This is a genomic window from Bacillus sp. AFS059628 (assembly GCF_002571225.1).
Taxonomy (GTDB): Bacteria; Bacillota; Bacilli; order Bacillales; family Bacillaceae_G; genus Bacillus_A.
Genome location: NZ_NVEC01000027.1, coordinates 49,351 through 66,181, shown reverse-complemented (window position 1 = coordinate 66,181; position 16,831 = coordinate 49,351). Strand labels below are relative to the sequence as shown.

The following is a 16,831-nucleotide window of genomic DNA, read 5'->3' as shown; positions in this document are numbered from 1 at the left end:
TATAAAGTAAAACGTTAATAAGTAGATTTTTTCTCTATTCTCTACCTTTAATTATTCATTCATATGAAGATTTTTATAAGCTTATTATATGTCTCCCTTAGCAGACCCTATAGTAGCTTACTTCTTATTTTACAATACAATGACCTAATTCAAAACGTATTCTACACAGTATTAATGAAGATTTAAGGAAACTTACATTTTGTTAAAATAGGTCTTACCACTACTGTAACATAAAAAGCAAGCTATCAGTAGAAATCTGTCCTACAAATAGCTTGCTTTTCTCATTTTTCCAAGTAAGTTTTACTAGCCAATGAATGGCATAAACATCGGTATGACAACTACAGTTACAACCCCAACTACTGTTACAGCAATACTCGCCATAGCTGCCTCTACTTCACCCATTTCAATTCCTACTGCTACTCCTAATGCGTGACCTGCTGTTCCAAGTGCTAAACCTTTTGCAATTGGATGTTTTACTCTAAATGTTTTTAAGAATAATGCTCCCAATGCGTATACAATAACTGCGTTAAAAATAACTGCAAATGATGTAATTGCTGGTATACCACCGATACTTTCAGAGATTGGTAATGCAATTGCTGTTGTTGCTGCTTGTGGTAACATTGAATTCATTACTGCTGTATCTAAACCAATTGCTTTTGCAACAATAAATACAACAATTACTGAACAAATAGATCCAACTACGATAGCCGATAAAATTTGCCACCAATATTTTTTTAACTTATCCACTTGTTTATATAATGGAATTGCAAATGCAATTGTTGCTGGCTCTAAGAAGAAACTAATCATTTTTCCGCCAGTATTATATTCTTCGAAAGTAAAATTACCTACTTTTAGAAAGACAATCCCTAATACCATCGCTACGAATAATGGTGTGAATAAGAAGAATCCTTTTGAATGCTTAAATAATAATGTTCCGATTCCGTATGCGATCAACGAAACGACAATTCCGAAATATGGAGTCATTGTGCTTGCCATGTTCATTCCCTCCAAACAATATATACTAAATTGGTTACGCAACTTTTCCGTGCTTGCGTCCTTTATTTACTACTTTCAATTCTTTCGTATCTTTTGTTTCTTTATCGTCTTTGCCTAAAATGAATTGTGCAAATAACCCTGTTACAGCGAGTAAAATAACTGTTGCGACAACAATTACAGTTAAAATTTGTACAAAATATTGTCCCATTACACCAAGAGAGTTAATAACTGAAATACCTGATGGGACGAAAAGGAATCCGATAATACCTGTTAAAGCTGTTCCAAGTGATTCAACTTGCTCCAATTTAATAACTTTTAAACATAATAGACTAAATAAAATGACTAACCCGATTACCGATGAAGGCATCGGAATTGGTAAATGTGTTGCAATAATATTAGAAACTAACATAATAGCTGAAAATATGAATGCTTGTGATAAGAAACTATATACTTTTTTCGTACTCATTTCGGCCACCTCTTTCGATTTGGTACCTTTATTGTATAAAATACAAACGAAACTGTAAGCGTTTACACATTAGAACGTCAAATATACAAAATTAGTTACAAAAATAGGCAGATGAAATGCAAAAAGCTACTTCTTAAATACGAAGTAGCTTTTTGAGTTCTTTTGCATATGTTCGGCTAACAGGTACTTTTGACCCTTCTTTCATAATTAAGTTATAAGTAGAGTTAAACCACGGTTGTATTTCCGTAATATGATTAATATTTGCAATAAAACTACGATGAACACGCATAAAACTTGCTTGCGGCAACTTCTTTTCCAAAATGACAAGTGTATCATGTGTTACATATGTTTCCTTCATCGTTTTTACTGTCACTTTTCCGTCCACAAGTCCTACATATATAATATCTTCAATATTCACAAGTACGATCGATTCCTCAATTGGTAATGCTAATTTATGCATCTCCGTCGTTACATCTACACTCTTTACTTCCTGTTTTGTTTCTAATTTTATTTGTTTTTGCTTTTTATATTTCTTTAATGTCTGTACGATACGTTCTTCATCAAATGGCTTTAAAATGTAGTCTAACGCATCTACTTCAAATGCTTGCAGTGCGTATTGATCGTAGGCAGTCGCAAACACAATTGCAGGTGGATTTTTCATCTTCTTTAATATATTTGCGATCTCAAATCCGTTATCATCCGATAACTGAATGTCTAGGAAAACAATATCTGGTTTGTTTTGCATTAGCTCTTCTAATGCATCTTCTACACAATCAGCCTCACCAACTATTTCTACTTCTTTCGTTTGTTCTAATAAATATTTCAACTCATCCCGTGCTAACATTTCATCGTCAACTACTAATACTTTTAACACTCCGCTTTTCCTCCCCTACTTTTTTCGGGATTACGAAGGAGATTTTTGTCCCTTGCTCTAATTCACTTTCAATTTGAAGCATTGTCTCTTTCCCAAATAACCCGATAAGTCGTTCATTAATGTTATATAAAGCCGTTCCAGTCCCTTTCTTTGATGGAACTACCATTTTTCCTAATTGCCCTAGACGTTCACTCTCAATCCCTTGTCCATTATCTCGCACTTCAAAATGAACCATCTCCTCTTCTTCAAACACATGTATCTCAACTTGGCAAACTGGCTGCTTTTTCGGAAAAGCATGACGTAATGCATTTTCAACTAATAACTGAAGTACAAACGGTGGAACTAAGGTCGTCTTTAACTCTTCCTCAATGTACATCTTCACCTCATACTTATTTGGAAACCTCGCTTGTTCTAAAGATAAATATGCATGTACATGATTTAACTCTTGTTCTAATGGAATAAGTAATTGGCGTGCTCCTTGCAAATTACAACGGAAATACACGCTAAGCTGTAATAATAACTTCCTTGCCTTCTCTACATCTGTTCGGCATAAAGCTGATACTGTATTAATCGCATTAAATAAAAAGTGTGGGTTAATTTGTGCTTGTAATGCTTTTATCTCTGCATCTTGCAATAATTTACTTTGCAACTCAGCTTCACCTAATTCAAGTTGTGTAGAGAATATTTTTGCTAACCCTTCTGCTAATTCCTCTTCTACGCGACTTAACTGATTAGAATTTTTAAAATACAGTTTTAATGTCCCAATTGTATTTCCATGTGAAGTTAGTGGAATAACGATCGCCGCTTGCAAAGGGCAGCTTTCATGTTGACAATTAATAACCTCACGCGATTTTGCCTTCATTATTTTTCCCGTATTCAACACTTCTTTCGATAAACCCGTTATTAAACTATGTGAAGGAATATGATGATCTGATGCTAATCCAACATGAGCTAATATTTTCTCTGTATCTGTTAAGGATACCGCATCTGTTCCCGTAAAGCGGTGAATAATTTGTGCCACATGTTTACAAGAATCCTCTGTTAATCCGCGGCGAAAATATGGTAATGTTTTGTCAGCAATTCGTAATACTTTATGCGTTTGCAGGGCTTTCGCATTTTCTTCCTGACGCAAAATAGCTTGTATCATAGAAAGTAAAATAAAACTCCCAAAACTATTTACAAGGATCATTGGTATCGCAATTGTTTTCACGATACTACTCCCATCCTCTACGATTAATAGGATCATAATCATTTCTAAAGAAACGATAAACACACTTAAAACCGCTGAAAATTTAGGCGTAATTACACGATTATATTTTTTGAAAATGTATCCAATGTACCCTGTTATAACACCTGCTAAAATTGACGAAATTGCACAACTTAGCGCTGTCGTCCCGCCAAGCATATAACGGTGAATACCTGCAATTGATCCTACTCCAATGCCGACGATAGGACCTCCAAGCAATCCACTAATTCCAACACCCATAATACGTGTATTCGCAATTGTACTAGATGACGAAACACCTTGTAGCCAATTTTCTTTCATAATTGTATTCCCGGCAATTTCAATTCCTGTGTAATTGCTTACAATTGTAAACACTGAAAAAATACAAATAAGCTTAAGCTTATCTACATATCCATCTTGCTTATGAAGAAGGCGCCTGAACGTTTTAATATGAGAAAGTAAAAATCCTAAAATAACAATAAGTCCGACACGTTCAATCATCATAAGTACTAAATTTAGCATCCGTGATTCATTCCTTTTTATATGAGTTAGTTTTATTATGGGAAAATAATGAAGTGTGCGTCAAGAAGAATGAAATATCTTTTGAAATATTTTACACATAACAATTCCCTCATTATTTGACAATGTAATAGAAGAGTGCTAAAAATAAAGTAATATAATACAGTCCTTTAACCCAACCCCGTGAGGTTGAGAAGGAAGTCGGAATATACTCTATACGTATGCCCTTTTTTAGGGATACGTATGAATTTTTGGCCTTCTCATCATATCAGGTGAGAAGGCCTTTTGTTATTCTTCCATAGCGACTGTAGAAAGAAAATGAGGAGGAGTAATGATGAACGTCACTACTGATGTACAATCAACAACAGAGGAGACGAAAGAGAAAAGATATAAAACATTATTTGGTTCTGCGCTAGGGTATGCAGCAGAAGGTTTAGATATGTTGCTCTTATCTTTCGTACTCGTCTACATTTTAAAGGAATTTCATTTAAGCCCTGTTGAAGGTGGAAACTTAACATTAGCCACCACAGTAGGAATGCTAATCGGGTCTTATTTATTTGGATTTATTGCTGATTTATTTGGTCGTATCCGTACGATGGCCTTCACAATCTTACTATTTTCACTCGCAACAGCACTCATTTATTTCGCAACAGATTATTGGCAATTATTAATTCTTCGCTTTTTAGTTGGAATGGGAGTTGGTGGTGAATTCGGGATTGGAATGGCCATCGTAACTGAAACATGGTCGAAAGAAATGCGCGCAAAGGCAACATCCGTTGTGGCACTTGGATGGCAATTCGGCGTACTAGTCGCTTCACTCCTACCAGCATTTATCGTTCCACACTTTGGATGGAGAGCCGTTTTCTTATTTGGACTCATTCCCGCACTACTAGCTGTCTATGTCCGAAAAAGTTTAAGTGAACCGAAAATATGGGAACAAAAACAACGATACAAAAAAGAATTGTTACAAAAAGAAGCTGAAGGTAGTTTAACAACTACTGAGGCAGAGCAACTAAAGCAAATGAAAAAGTTCCCACTCCGAAAGTTATTTGCAAATAAAAAAGTAACGATAACAACAATTGGTCTTATTATTATGTCATTCATCCAAAACTTCGGATATTATGGAATTTTCACATGGATGCCAACTATTTTAGCGAATAAATATAACTACACATTAGCAAAGGCGAGCGGCTGGATGTTCATCTCTACGATCGGTATGCTAATTGGTATTGCAACTTTTGGTATTCTAGCTGATAAAATTGGTCGCCGTAAAACTTTTACAATCTATTATGTCGGTGGTACTATATACTGTCTCATTTACTTCTTCTTATTCACAGACTCAACATTATTGTTATGGGGAAGTGCATTGCTTGGATTCTTTGCCAATGGCATGATGGGAGGATTCGGGGCAGTTTTAGCCGAAAACTATCCTGCTGAAGCTCGCTCTACAGCAGAAAACTTTATTTTCGGTACAGGACGTGGTTTAGCTGGATTTGGGCCTGTTATTATCGGCTTACTTGCTGCAGGTGGTAATTTAATGGGAGCATTATCTCTCATCTTCATTATCTATCCAATTGGTTTAGTTACGATGTTATTATGTGTTCCAGAGACGAAAGATAAAGTATTAGAATAGATTGAAACTGTATCCTTCAAAAAAATAGTTGGATAAATAGGAAAGAGGAAGTATCTCAAATGAGATGCTTCCTCTTTTTATATAAATACAATTATTTACTTTGATTTACTAGCTTTTTGGAACAAGAAGGAGGTTTTCTCTTCTTCTTTTACAATACCTTGCTTTAAAGCTAATTCCCCCGCAACTTTTGGCGCTAGCCATAGCATTGGGAATAACAGAATGGATACCGGGACAGCTGTTACTACGATGAATGATTGCAGCGCATTAATACTTCCCTCACCCATGTATAAAAGAATCGCTGCAACTGTTCCCATAATAAGCGACCAAAACACTCGTAAGCTAATTCTAGGGTCTCCATCTCCAGTCACTGCCATTGAAATCGAATACGCCATTGAATCCCCTGTTGTTACTACAAATAAAATTGTTAATAAAAGAAATGCCGGTCCAATAATGTGAGAGAGTGGCAGTTGCTCTGTAATTGCAATCATAGCCGCTGGCATGCCAGATTCACTTAATGCTGCCGATATAGAACCAGGATTCATTAACTCATAAAACACACCTGATCCTCCCAAAATAGTAAACCAAAACGTTGTAATAATCGGTGCAATAATTCCAATTGCAACGATTATTTCTCGGATTGTTCTTCCTCTTGAAATACGGCTCACTAAAATTGCCATCATCGGTCCATACCCAATAAACCATCCCCAGAAAAAGATTGTCCAGGATCCTAACCAAGTTGTATCACCACGATATGTGCTCATTGGAATAAATTCATTTATATAAAATCCAAACGAAGAAACAAATGAATCAATAATAAATCCACCTGGTCCAAACAGTAATACGAATAGCATTAATAAAACTGCTAACCTAACATTTAAATTACTTATAATTTGAATCCCTTTATCAATTCCTGTTACCGCAGATATAGTAGAAACAGCTACTACACAAACAATAATGGCTAATTGAGTCGTAAACACATCCGGGATGTTAAACAATGCTTGTAGGCCATAACTTGCTTGTAGACCTAAAAATCCAATTGGACCAATCGTCCCTGCCGCTACCGCAATAATGGCAAATACATCGATCATTGTTCCAAGCCAACTCTTTCGCAATTTCTCTCCAAAAATAGGATATAAAAGCGTTCGAGGTTTTAATGGCATACCTTTATGATAATGACCATACATCATAACTACCGCACTAATTGTCCCTAAAATCGTCCAAGCCAGGAACCCCCAGTGCATATAACTTTGTGCTAAAGCAGGCATAACTGCTTCTTTCGTTCCAGCAGTTATACCTTCATGTATTGGTGGCACCGTCATTAAATGGTACATCGGCTCTGCCGCTGCCCAGAAAACACCACCTCCGGCCAGTAATGTAGACATTATAATAGCAAGCCATTTTGTCGTACTAATCTCAGGTTTTTCTAATCCCCCAAGTTTAACTCTCCCATACTTCGAGAACGCCATACACATTGCAACAACAAATGTACCAATTAATAGAATCTGCCAAAAAGCACCAAAGTATTTAATTGAAGCTGTAAAACTGCTATTAATGACTCTCTCTACGTAACTTTTATTTAAGAAAACCGCAATTACAAATAATAAAAGCGAGCCACCACTAATAAGAAATACAGGCCAATCCGTTTTTCGACTCTTCATCCTCATTTACACTTCCTCCTTCCTCAGCAATCTAAAAAAACAACTTTATTATGTTTTATTGTTTACACCCAAAACATAATGATTATATAAGCATAATAATTCATCAATTTTCTACACACTTATGTTGTCCCTAAAAATATGCTAAATCCCTTATTTAAAAGAAAATTTCTATTCCTCTTACATAAAAAAGCAAAACAAAAGACCTTATATTTCTATAAGGTCTTCGAAACAGAAATTTGATTATAACATAAGGAACTCTTTGGTTCAAAAAGCTCCTTCCAAAAATAACCGAGAGTAAAGGCTTCCATTTGCTACGTAACAGTAATGAAAAAAATTATATTTTTATAGAAAACGCCCTATACTACAAACTATTTATGAAAGAAATTCGGCTTCAAAATTTCATTTGGATACGGTTTATGATAAATATGAGTGGTAGCTGGAGATAATGGTGGAATGAGCCATACCCAATTGCCGGTTACAACACGACCACAAGCAGCTTCTTGCTTCTCAAATTGCTGAAATTGTTGTGCAGCAGTATGATGATCAACAATACTAACTCCTTGTTTTTTAAAGGAATGTAAAACAGCCACGTTTAATTCAATTAATGCCTTGTCTTTCCATAACGTACCGTTTCTCGATGTATCTAGCTTCATCATCTCCGCAACTGCCGGAAGTAAATTATAACGATCATGATCCGCTAAATTACGGGCCCCAATTTCCGTACCCATGTACCATCCATTAAACGGAGCGGCAGTATAAGAAATGCCCCCAATTTCTAAGCGCATATCTGAAATCATCGGTACTCCATACCACTTGACTCCTAAAGATGAAATTGGGTACTCTGGATGTTCAATTGGTACTTCTTTCACTTCGTTTTTAGGAATTTCTTTATATACAGGTTCCTTTCCATCGATAGAAAACACCAGTGGCAATACATCGAAATTCGTGCCTTCTCCTTGCCAGCCAAGTTCCTGACAAAAATCCGTAAATGCAGCGGAATGAGAGTCACCAATCACTCCCATTTCTGTTTTATATCCTGCATATCGAATTAATTGATGATTATAAATTCGTATATTATTCTCTTCACCTTGATATTGCTTAAAAATCGTAATTGTCGGTTTCACTTTTCCATCGTTCGTTGCATATTTAATATGATGAATCAACGCATTATATACACCTTCCTCATTATCTACTTCACGTGCATCTAATATGTGCATCTTACTCCAAAATAGTCTTCCGATACATCGATTACTATTGCGCCATGCCATTCGCGATCCATGGACAAGTTCTTCAAATGTATGTTCATACGTCCCCGTCTTTTCTATTTCAACTTGAATTTCTTTCATACGTTCTTCTATGAATTGTTCTTTATTAAGTTCTTTATAGCAAATCGTAATAAATTGACTCGCTTCCTCTATTAATTGTTTCGTTTTACTCATAAACGATCTCCTTCTATTCCAACAAAACGTTCTACTTTACAGTATAAGCAAAAAGAATAAGAGTCACAAACGAAAGTCGAATTGTTACTTTTATTGTAATATTTTTCAGAAAATTAAAGAGATTACTATTGACTTACATAAAAAATAGGTGTATTTTTGACTCAGGTAAATTATTTTTACCAAGACCAACTTTTAAAGAGAAAGGAGGTAATGTTATGTCTTCATTTCAATTGCCAAAGCTTTCATATGACTATGATGAACTAGAGCCATATATCGATGGCGACACACTTTCTATTCATCATGGAAAACACCATGCGACATACGTAAATAACTTGAATGCTGCTTTAAAAAACTATACGGAATTACATAATAAATCTTTAGAAGAGTTACTATGTAATTTAGAAACTTTACCAAAGGAAATTGTTACAGCTGTCAGAAATAACGGTGGTGGACATTATTGTCATAGTCTGTTTTGGGAAGTAATGAGCCCACAAGGTGGCGGCGAGCCTAATGGAGACGTTGCAAAAGTAATTGATTATTATTTCAATACCTTTGACAACTTAAAAGATCAACTGTCTAAAGCAGCAATTAGCCGTTTTGGAAGTGGCTATGGGTGGCTTGTCCTTGATGGTCAAGAACTTACTGTTATGAGTACACCTAATCAAGATACACCTCTGCAAGAAGGGAAGACTCCATTACTCGTCATCGATGTATGGGAACACGCCTATTATTTAAAGTATCAAAATCGGCGTCCAGAATTTGTTACCAATTGGTGGCATACAGTGAACTGGGACCAGGTAAATGAAAAGTATTTACAAGCAATTCAGTCACAAACACATTAGTCGTGCGTATAAGGTAAGTTTGGTAATGTAAAATTAGTATTGTCGAAATCCTCCAGAATCCCCCGGATTGCCACCGGGGGATTTATGATTATTTCATTGCATGTATGTAATAACGTAATACTTGTTCTATTTCTATTTTCAACTCTCGGAACGGGAATCCTAGTTTACTAGCTTTTCCATTATGTAATGTACAATTAATCACTTCATTATAAGGCGCTACATGATCTCCTACCTCTTGAACGAGTGCTTTTAATCCCGTATTTTCTTCTATGAAATGAATAACTTCGCTAGTAGAAACTACCCCATTGCTACAAGCATTAATTGGCCCTTCTATGTCCTTCATCCCGCACCAAGCTAAAAATTCTCCTGCTTCTTTCTCATGTATAAATGACAACTCTCCATCTAAATGCTTCACGGCGACAGGCTCTTGTTTCACAATATGTTCAACGTAAAAATGTAATCTTTTCGTATAATCGTTTTCTCCAATAACAACTGGAAAACGCACTGCAACAACTGGAAATGTTGCTTGTTGAAATACAGCAGCTTCAGCTAATCGCTTGCCTTCACCATAAGTAAAATCCTTCCTATCCCCATACGTAATGGCATACTCATACGGATTAAAGTTTTCTTCTAACAAGCCTATTGCTGGCTCGTAAACAGCCATTGAAGATGTCATAACGTATTTCTTCGTTTTCCCTCGTAACACTTCACATATTATCTTCGCTGCATTCGAGCTATAGCATAAATTATCGTATACAATATCATAACTTTTATCTTCTAGACGCTCTGTTAGTTGTTTTTCATCTTCTCTATCTACAATAAGTCTTTTTACTCTACTGCCAAAAGAATCTTCCGTAATTCCTCTCGTCGCAATCGTTACATCGTGCCCATCTTGCAAAAGCGCTTCTACTAAATGTTTACCAAAAAATCTTGTTCCCCCTAGCACCAATACTTTTTTCAACTTCATCATCCCCATTTTAATAAATTGTAAAATACTACCTCTCTATTATAAGTGTTAACATATAAAAAGCATGGAATTCGTTTAACGATTCCACGCTTTTCTACAGAACATATATTAACGTACTCGATATTTATAAATACAATAACAGAAGTATAAAATAGAAATTACAGATACATAAACCCATAATTCATATACGAATCCCTCTCCCCATACTCCCATAAAATAAAAGAGTGAAGGTAACGTCAATGTTACCCATGATTGTACGAAGGCAATCCTTCCAAGATATTGATTGATGTTCTTTTTTTGTGTATTTAATACAAAGAATAAATACCAAAGTAATGCCCACATAAACCACGTTAACGCATTCACAACATCGTGGAATTGAACAAATGAAACAACCATATAGAATAAAGCAATAATTGCTACCCAAATGCAGAACCACCCTAAACCGCTACTGTCCATTCCTTTTATAAAAGTAACACCTACATATAAATAGGTTAATCCAAATAAGAAAGTAGCTGCATATGAATATACTGTCCAATTGCTTTGGTCAGAAATCATGATCAAATAGAACGGAATAATAATTTGTAGTGCACCTACAAATAAATTAAAAACACCCGCACTTTTCATCTCTGCTTTTCCTAATATAACAAGACTATTTAAAAATAAAGCTGCACCCGAAAGTAATAATCCTACGTAACCCATATATATTCGTGTGAAAGTCTTTCCCTTTCACACTTTTAACCTCCCCACAATATAAAGTGATTCTTTATTATTTTTCTTCCCATTTAAAACTACATACATAATTTTTAATCTAAATAGGTCAGACTTCCTACCTTAAAGAACGCCAGATTTAAAACGCTTTCAATTATAAATAACCCTATCAGAACATTAATAGGATTCCTTGATTATAAACGTACTCTAACCATGACACAAGTATTGATGTTATTTTAAATATTACGTTTTTCATTTCTATAAAAATTAATAGGATAATGCATTTTTTCTATCTCACTCTACTAATTTCTAACATGGAATATTATAGAATGAGCTAGTCAGTAATACATTCATCTTTATAAGATAGTCGTATTACTGACCTAAACTTTCATAGTTAATATTGATAGTTTCTCATCCCTAATAATTGCTATTTATCATAAATATCATTCGGATTAATTGTGGGAATAAATCCATTTATAGAACTATATTTTTTAGATACGGTATTTGGAGTAACGGTAAACGTTACAATCTTATTACTTTGTTGTTTAAAATAGCGCATCCAATTTTGACTCCATTCATCTTTCGTAATAACTTGTTTATTGAAGTCTTCCCACAATACACCATGTATAAAATTCAAGGATGTATTTTTGATTGTGTCAAATCCCCAATTCTGTATAAGAAGCAAATCAGAATCAGCACCTTTTATTTCTTTTAATAAATTTACATATGCTTCGCGAAATTTCCCTTGTGTAACTGGCTGATCATAAAAATAGTCATCAATATCACCAGCGGTATCTAAAAACACACCGTCTATTCCTTTTCCAATAACTTGCTGTTTCACCTTATTTACAACAATCCGACGGTAATGTTCATCAGCTAAATTCATAATATATGTATCCCACTGCTCAATCTTCATTTTCTTACCGTCTCGATAATAATAGTCTGATTCAACTACTTGCGATTTATGCCACGATTCTAATTCTAAAACACTAACATACCCAAGGACTACTGTTCCTGATTTTTTTAATTGCTGAACTTGCCCTTTCGTAAATGCATATGGCTCTATAATGACCATGTCATACTTTGAAAGTCTCTCAATTACTTGCTCATTTGCTTCACCATAATAAATTTTATAACTTCGTACATTTTTTAAAACTGGTTCCACGACATTTGCTTGTGCGGATGTACTTGAGGAAAAAATAAAAGAAAATATAGCTAAAAAGCATATGGAACGTTTCCACTCCATAATAATATCCCCCCCTATAAAACTGTAATTTTTTATCATTTTAAATATTAATACAAGTATAGTAATACAATAACATTTTACATTTTTTCAAACTCGACATTTAATAAAAATTCCAATAAATACAATACATTAACAAAAATTAGAATTTTTTTCACTTGAATTTACTACATCTCTGTTGATAAAATGATTTGGGCTTCATATATTATATATTTTAAAATAATTCTTTTAAATTATGTATTTTATTTCAGTGTACTATTCCTCAAAATTAAATTTGCAAACGAAAGAAGGGATTTTTTATGCACTATAGACAATCTAATTTATTACAAAAAATGATTGAACCTACGATTCTCTTTATTGCTCTATTTTTTCTCTCAATACTAACTGATTTTCTAACACCAACGTATGAATACTTCTTACTCTTATTTATTACATTAATTATTTCGAGCCGGTATGGCATATCTATCGCCCTTTTCACCTTTCTAGAAGCAATGATTTATATTTTTGTAAGCGGTATATATAAAGAAGATGATATATTACTGTACTTTTATTCATTAGATTACTGGATTAATTGGATTTTCTTACTTGTTATTAGTTTATGTTGTGGACTAATGAGTACTGCACAAAAAGAACGGTATGAAGATGTACATATGATAAATAATGAGCTAAAAGCCGAAAATAAAGAATTAAAGTATGTTGTGAAACAATTGGATGAAACACGTATTACACTACGTTCTCGTGTACTTGAATCAAATAATCACTTATCTAAAATGTATCATATGTTTAAAGCTTTAAATCATACACATCCTGAAATTGTACTCGATGAAGGAATAAATGTATTAAAAATGTATTTCGGAGCAAAAAAAATTGGTATCTATCACGTCGATAACAATAAACAATCACTTCGTATTAAATTAAGAGCAGAAACTGGTAAACATACATTACCTCAATCCATTTTTGTTAAAAATGCTTCGCTAGTCATCAAAAATGCTGTAGCGCATAATCGACCTTTCTTCCGTACAGAAGAGGATTTTCAAGACGCTCCACTTTTAGTTGGTCCCGTCCTATTCCAAGATGATGTACAATACGTCATTATATTAGACGAAATTGAATTTTCAAAAGTAACTTCTGAGCAATTCGAACTTTTCACATGGTATTTACGCTGGATGGGCGATCGTTTACAAAACGCTTCTAATCTTTGGCTATCAAGTCAAAAGGATCGTACATTCCCTAAAACGAGCATTTATTATGAAGATGAATTTGAACATTTACTAAAAATAGAAAAGAAACGTTACGAAACATTATCTTATCCATATTCCTATTTTGAATTTACTGTTCCACAAGATTCCTTAGAAATGATAAATTCTATTTTAAAAGATCATTTGCGGAATATTGATATATTCGGTTATAGCACGACCAAACAAAAAGTTATGATTCTATTACCTGGCACTGAAGAAAAGTTTTTATTACCAGTCCAAACTCGTATACAAAACGCTCTTTCTTCTAAAGGAGTGATATTCTAATGATTTTACTCCTTCTTTACTTTATTTATGCTATTTTGGTTTTTCTTTTATTTCGATTTACGAAAGGTTTGATTACTGAAGATAAGAAAGGAATTATTGAATTTTGCTTGATTATCTCTCTCCTTTTCCCGCTTGTCGGACTTATTGTATCAGCAATCATGTTATTACTGAATATAAGACGCTCCAAAACCGAGTGGTTACAGCAATACTCTGAGTATGTTTCCTTTCAAGTTGATCATTATGAAGATATTTTGGCAGCTGCAAAACAAGATATGGACCTAATTTCATTTTCTTCTGGATTAGAACTAGATAAGCCTGAATTACATAAACAACTCATTGTACAGTTAAGCTCCTCCTCTATTTCCAATGAAGGAGGCTTATTGAAAGAAGCCATTCACCATAAAGATCCTGAAACTGTACATTACGCAGCAACTACTATTAATTTACTAAATGAACGGTACGAAAAACAGATCGAATACTTAAATAAGCAATTTCTACAAAATCCACAAAATGAAATTGCAAAAGAGTTGGTTTCTAACTATTTAAGATATATAGACAGTGGTCTTCTTTCTAATCAGAAAAAGGAAAAAATAATCGCTGAATTTATGAATTTTATTACACAAAGTGTAGAACTATTCCCTACCGAATCTCTTTACCCTTTCCACCTTGGAAATCTGTTTCTACATACAAAACAATATGCAAAGTCTGAAGAACAATTTTTAAATCTTATTCATTTCTATCCTGAATCATATTACGGTTATGTTGGGTTACTTGAAATATATTATGAGCAAAAGTTATGGGACGAGCTCTATAACTTAATCAATAATCTAGCAGTTGCAAAAAGAGTTCATATACTACCGCGTAAATATCAATTATTTGTAAGGCAGTTTGGAGGCGTACACATTGAAAAAGGGGATTAATATATATATCGGAATTGTTAGTATCATTTTATTTCTCTTAATTACATCTATCCTTATATATCGAACAGAAAATTTCTATCAAAAGTTTTCTGTTCCTAAAACTAAAGAAACAGATACTGTTAAAACACTCAAAGCAAAAGATGTAGCCCAAAATGGACAAAAAATGCAATTATACGTTTTAAAAACGGATAATACATTAGGGCAACAAGTCGAATTTAATACGAAAAAGGCTATGGATTACGCACACCTACACTATAAAGATATTACAGCTAATGAAATTAAGGGACTTACTCCCTCCCCCTATACAGGGATTATTATTACAGGTGAAATAATGGCGCAACTTCCACAAGCTGATATTCAAAATTTTGTACAAATGGGCGGAAGGGTTATTATCGCAAACCGACTTGATTCAGATCCCTCCTGGAACACATTATTTGGTATTACAAAAAAAGAAGGCTTTAAAGATGTGAAAGGATTAACCTTTGAAGAAGTTTTATTCCCTGGTTATCCTGATCTCTCAAGTTCTTCTCCATTGTTCACTCATAGCTCAATGAATATTACGCTAGATGAGAATACAACTAATACTTGGATTACTGCAGAAGATACTCCCATCCTTTGGACCAATGACTACGGTGAAGGAAAAGTCTTATATTGGAATACAACAGCATTGAACGATAAATTAGGTAGGGGTATGTTCGTTCAATCACTGGGTACTATTTTCCCGACTTTCGCTACAGTACAACTTGGAGCGGAGATTATGTATATCGATGACTTCCCATCTCCAATTCCAAGTGGAGAACTAAAAAACTTAACAACAGAAAAAATTTCTGTTGAAGAATTTTATAAAAAACATTGGTGGAAAAATATGAAGGATATCTCTGAAGAGCTTGACATTAAATATACAGGGGTTGCAATTGGGACATACCAAAATAAAGTAACGCCACCTTTTGAAGATTTCACAGGTAAAAATAGAAATACCTATTTATTATTTGGGAGAGAATTATTAAGTCACGGTGGAGAAATCGGTATTCATGGCTATAACCATCAACCTTTATTATTACCACCAGACCAAGTAGATAAAGCACTTGAATATGTTCCGTGGAATTCAAAAGAGGACATGGAGAGATCCTTAGATGCTTTACAAAAACTCGTGTATAACTTCTTTCCAAACGAAAAACTAAAAACCTATGTACCACCATCCAATATTATAAATACAACTGGATTAAGTGCATTAAACGACGCGGTTCCAACTATGGAAACAGTTGCTTCTCTATATGTGGGAAGTAAAAGTAACGGCAGTTTAATTCAAGAATTTGGACCAGACGAGCACAACAAAAATATTTATCACTTCCCGCGTATTACGAGTGGCTACGCTATCCCAGATGAAGAACAATTTATTTTAGCTGATGTTACCGCAAATTTAGGGGTTATCTCACATTTCGTCCATCCAGATGATATCCTTGATGAAAAACGTTCGGGTAATTTAACATGGGAAGAATTATTTAAGGCTTATAAAACGACAATTAAAGAAATACGAGAAAGATATCCTTATATAAAAAGTATGACACAAAGCGAAGCAACTGCTTCCATGAAAATTTATCAAACTGGTGATTTAGCTGTTTCTTATGAAGATGATGCTGTTCACATTGCATATAAAGGATTACCAAACCACACTGCAACGATTATACGTGTGGAAGAAGGGAAAAAACTGAAAACCGGTTCATTCCCATACGGCACAGTTACAAAGCTAGATTCACAAATTTATAGCGTTATATTAAAACAAGCTAACGCTACAATTCCAATTAAAGGGGTATAGCA

General features: G+C 34.3%; 14 protein-coding genes. 5 read left to right on the top strand and 9 right to left on the bottom strand.

What is annotated here, in order from left to right; translation table 11 throughout:
* Positions 1 to 303: 303 nt before the first annotated feature.
* From lrgB to lytS, 4 genes are all read right to left on the bottom strand, one after another.
* On the bottom strand, positions 304 to 996 hold the full coding sequence (lrgB, locus tag COL05_RS10430; protein ID WP_000168869.1) for an antiholin-like protein LrgB: 693 nt from the start codon (positions 994 to 996) through the stop codon (positions 304 to 306).
* 34 nt (positions 997 to 1,030) lie between these two features.
* Entirely contained in the window at positions 1,031 to 1,462 is a 432-nt protein-coding gene (gene lrgA, locus COL05_RS10425; protein ID WP_098668557.1) for an antiholin-like murein hydrolase modulator LrgA, read from the bottom strand.
* A 133-nt stretch (positions 1,463 to 1,595) separates the two neighbouring features.
* Entirely contained in the window at positions 1,596 to 2,336 is a 741-nt protein-coding gene (locus tag COL05_RS10420; protein WP_098668556.1) for a LytR/AlgR family response regulator transcription factor, read from the bottom strand.
* The gene (lytS, locus tag COL05_RS10415) at positions 2,314 to 4,083 is read right to left on the bottom strand and encodes a two-component system sensor histidine kinase LytS (protein WP_098668555.1); all 1,770 of its coding nucleotides are present in this window, start codon (positions 4,081 to 4,083) and stop codon (positions 2,314 to 2,316) included. Before lytS ends, COL05_RS10420 begins: the two co-directional genes overlap by 23 nt.
* A 331-nt stretch (positions 4,084 to 4,414) precedes the next feature.
* Here lytS and COL05_RS10410 point away from each other — a divergent pair, with 331 nt between their 5' ends.
* On the top strand, positions 4,415 to 5,713 hold the full coding sequence (locus COL05_RS10410) for an MFS transporter (protein ID WP_098668554.1): 1,299 nt from the start codon (positions 4,415 to 4,417) through the stop codon (positions 5,711 to 5,713).
* A gap of 95 nt (positions 5,714 to 5,808) precedes the next feature.
* Here COL05_RS10410 and COL05_RS10405 read toward each other — a convergent pair whose 3' ends face one another.
* Both COL05_RS10405 and COL05_RS10400 read right to left on the bottom strand, forming a co-directional pair.
* Positions 5,809 to 7,377: a BCCT family transporter gene (locus COL05_RS10405; RefSeq protein ID WP_098668553.1), complete on the bottom strand. Its 1,569-nt coding sequence runs from the start codon at positions 7,375 to 7,377 to the stop codon at positions 5,809 to 5,811.
* Between the two features lie 362 nt (positions 7,378 to 7,739).
* Complete coding sequence (locus COL05_RS10400) at positions 7,740 to 8,810, bottom strand: nitric oxide synthase oxygenase (RefSeq protein ID WP_098668552.1); 1,071 nt, start codon at positions 8,808 to 8,810, stop codon at positions 7,740 to 7,742.
* 215 nt (positions 8,811 to 9,025) lie between these two features.
* Here COL05_RS10400 and sodA point away from each other — a divergent pair, with 215 nt between their 5' ends.
* Complete coding sequence (sodA, locus tag COL05_RS10390; RefSeq protein WP_098668551.1) at positions 9,026 to 9,652, top strand: superoxide dismutase [Mn]; 627 nt, start codon at positions 9,026 to 9,028, stop codon at positions 9,650 to 9,652.
* Positions 9,653 to 9,740: 88 nt separating this feature from the next.
* On the opposite strand, the gene COL05_RS10385 is transcribed toward sodA, so the two are convergent.
* The 3 genes from COL05_RS10385 to COL05_RS10375 all read right to left on the bottom strand — a co-directional run bounded on the left by COL05_RS10385 (position 9,741) and on the right by COL05_RS10375 (position 12,573).
* Positions 9,741 to 10,622 (bottom strand): NAD-dependent epimerase/dehydratase family protein, encoded by an 882-nt coding sequence (locus COL05_RS10385; protein WP_098668578.1) that lies wholly within the window; start codon positions 10,620 to 10,622, stop codon positions 9,741 to 9,743.
* 105 nt (positions 10,623 to 10,727) lie between these two features.
* On the bottom strand, positions 10,728 to 11,318 hold the full coding sequence (locus tag COL05_RS10380; RefSeq protein ID WP_000542569.1) for an AmiS/UreI family transporter: 591 nt from the start codon (positions 11,316 to 11,318) through the stop codon (positions 10,728 to 10,730).
* Between the two features lie 436 nt (positions 11,319 to 11,754).
* The gene (locus COL05_RS10375) at positions 11,755 to 12,573 is read right to left on the bottom strand and encodes an endo alpha-1,4 polygalactosaminidase (RefSeq protein WP_098668550.1); all 819 of its coding nucleotides are present in this window, start codon (positions 12,571 to 12,573) and stop codon (positions 11,755 to 11,757) included.
* A gap of 296 nt (positions 12,574 to 12,869) precedes the next feature.
* On the opposite strand from COL05_RS10375, the gene COL05_RS10370 reads away from it, so the two are divergent.
* From COL05_RS10370 to COL05_RS10360, 3 genes are read left to right on the top strand one after another with little or no spacing between them, the layout of a single operon-like run.
* Positions 12,870 to 14,093 (top strand): GAF domain-containing protein, encoded by a 1,224-nt coding sequence (locus tag COL05_RS10370; RefSeq protein ID WP_098668549.1) that lies wholly within the window; start codon positions 12,870 to 12,872, stop codon positions 14,091 to 14,093.
* The gene (locus COL05_RS10365; protein WP_098668548.1) at positions 14,093 to 15,013 is read left to right on the top strand and encodes a tetratricopeptide repeat protein; all 921 of its coding nucleotides are present in this window, start codon (positions 14,093 to 14,095) and stop codon (positions 15,011 to 15,013) included. The genes COL05_RS10370 and COL05_RS10365 overlap by 1 nt, the downstream gene beginning before the upstream one ends.
* Positions 14,997 to 16,829: a DUF2194 domain-containing protein gene (locus COL05_RS10360; protein ID WP_098668547.1), complete on the top strand. Its 1,833-nt coding sequence runs from the start codon at positions 14,997 to 14,999 to the stop codon at positions 16,827 to 16,829. Before COL05_RS10365 ends, COL05_RS10360 begins: the two co-directional genes overlap by 17 nt.
* The last annotated feature ends 2 nt before the right edge of the window (positions 16,830 to 16,831 follow it).

Coding starts and splice junctions, on each gene's coding strand:
- COL05_RS10410 (WP_098668554.1), top strand. CDS start 4,415: ATGAACGTCACTACTGATGTACAATCAACAACAGAGGAGACGAAAGAG.
- COL05_RS10400 (WP_098668552.1), bottom strand. CDS start 8,810: ATGAGTAAAACGAAACAATTAATAGAGGAAGCGAGTCAATTTATTACG.
- COL05_RS10385 (WP_098668578.1), bottom strand. CDS start 10,622: ATGATGAAGTTGAAAAAAGTATTGGTGCTAGGGGGAACAAGATTTTTT.
- COL05_RS10405 (WP_098668553.1), bottom strand. CDS start 7,377: ATGAGGATGAAGAGTCGAAAAACGGATTGGCCTGTATTTCTTATTAGT.
- lrgB (WP_000168869.1), bottom strand. CDS start 996: ATGGCAAGCACAATGACTCCATATTTCGGAATTGTCGTTTCGTTGATC.
- lrgA (WP_098668557.1), bottom strand. CDS start 1,462: ATGAGTACGAAAAAAGTATATAGTTTCTTATCACAAGCATTCATATTT.
- COL05_RS10370 (WP_098668549.1), top strand. CDS start 12,870: ATGCACTATAGACAATCTAATTTATTACAAAAAATGATTGAACCTACG.
- lytS (WP_098668555.1), bottom strand. CDS start 4,083: ATGCTAAATTTAGTACTTATGATGATTGAACGTGTCGGACTTATTGTT.
- COL05_RS10375 (WP_098668550.1), bottom strand. CDS start 12,573: ATGGAGTGGAAACGTTCCATATGCTTTTTAGCTATATTTTCTTTTATT.
- COL05_RS10365 (WP_098668548.1), top strand. CDS start 14,093: ATGATTTTACTCCTTCTTTACTTTATTTATGCTATTTTGGTTTTTCTT.
- sodA (WP_098668551.1), top strand. CDS start 9,026: ATGTCTTCATTTCAATTGCCAAAGCTTTCATATGACTATGATGAACTA.
- COL05_RS10380 (WP_000542569.1), bottom strand. CDS start 11,318: ATGGGTTACGTAGGATTATTACTTTCGGGTGCAGCTTTATTTTTAAAT.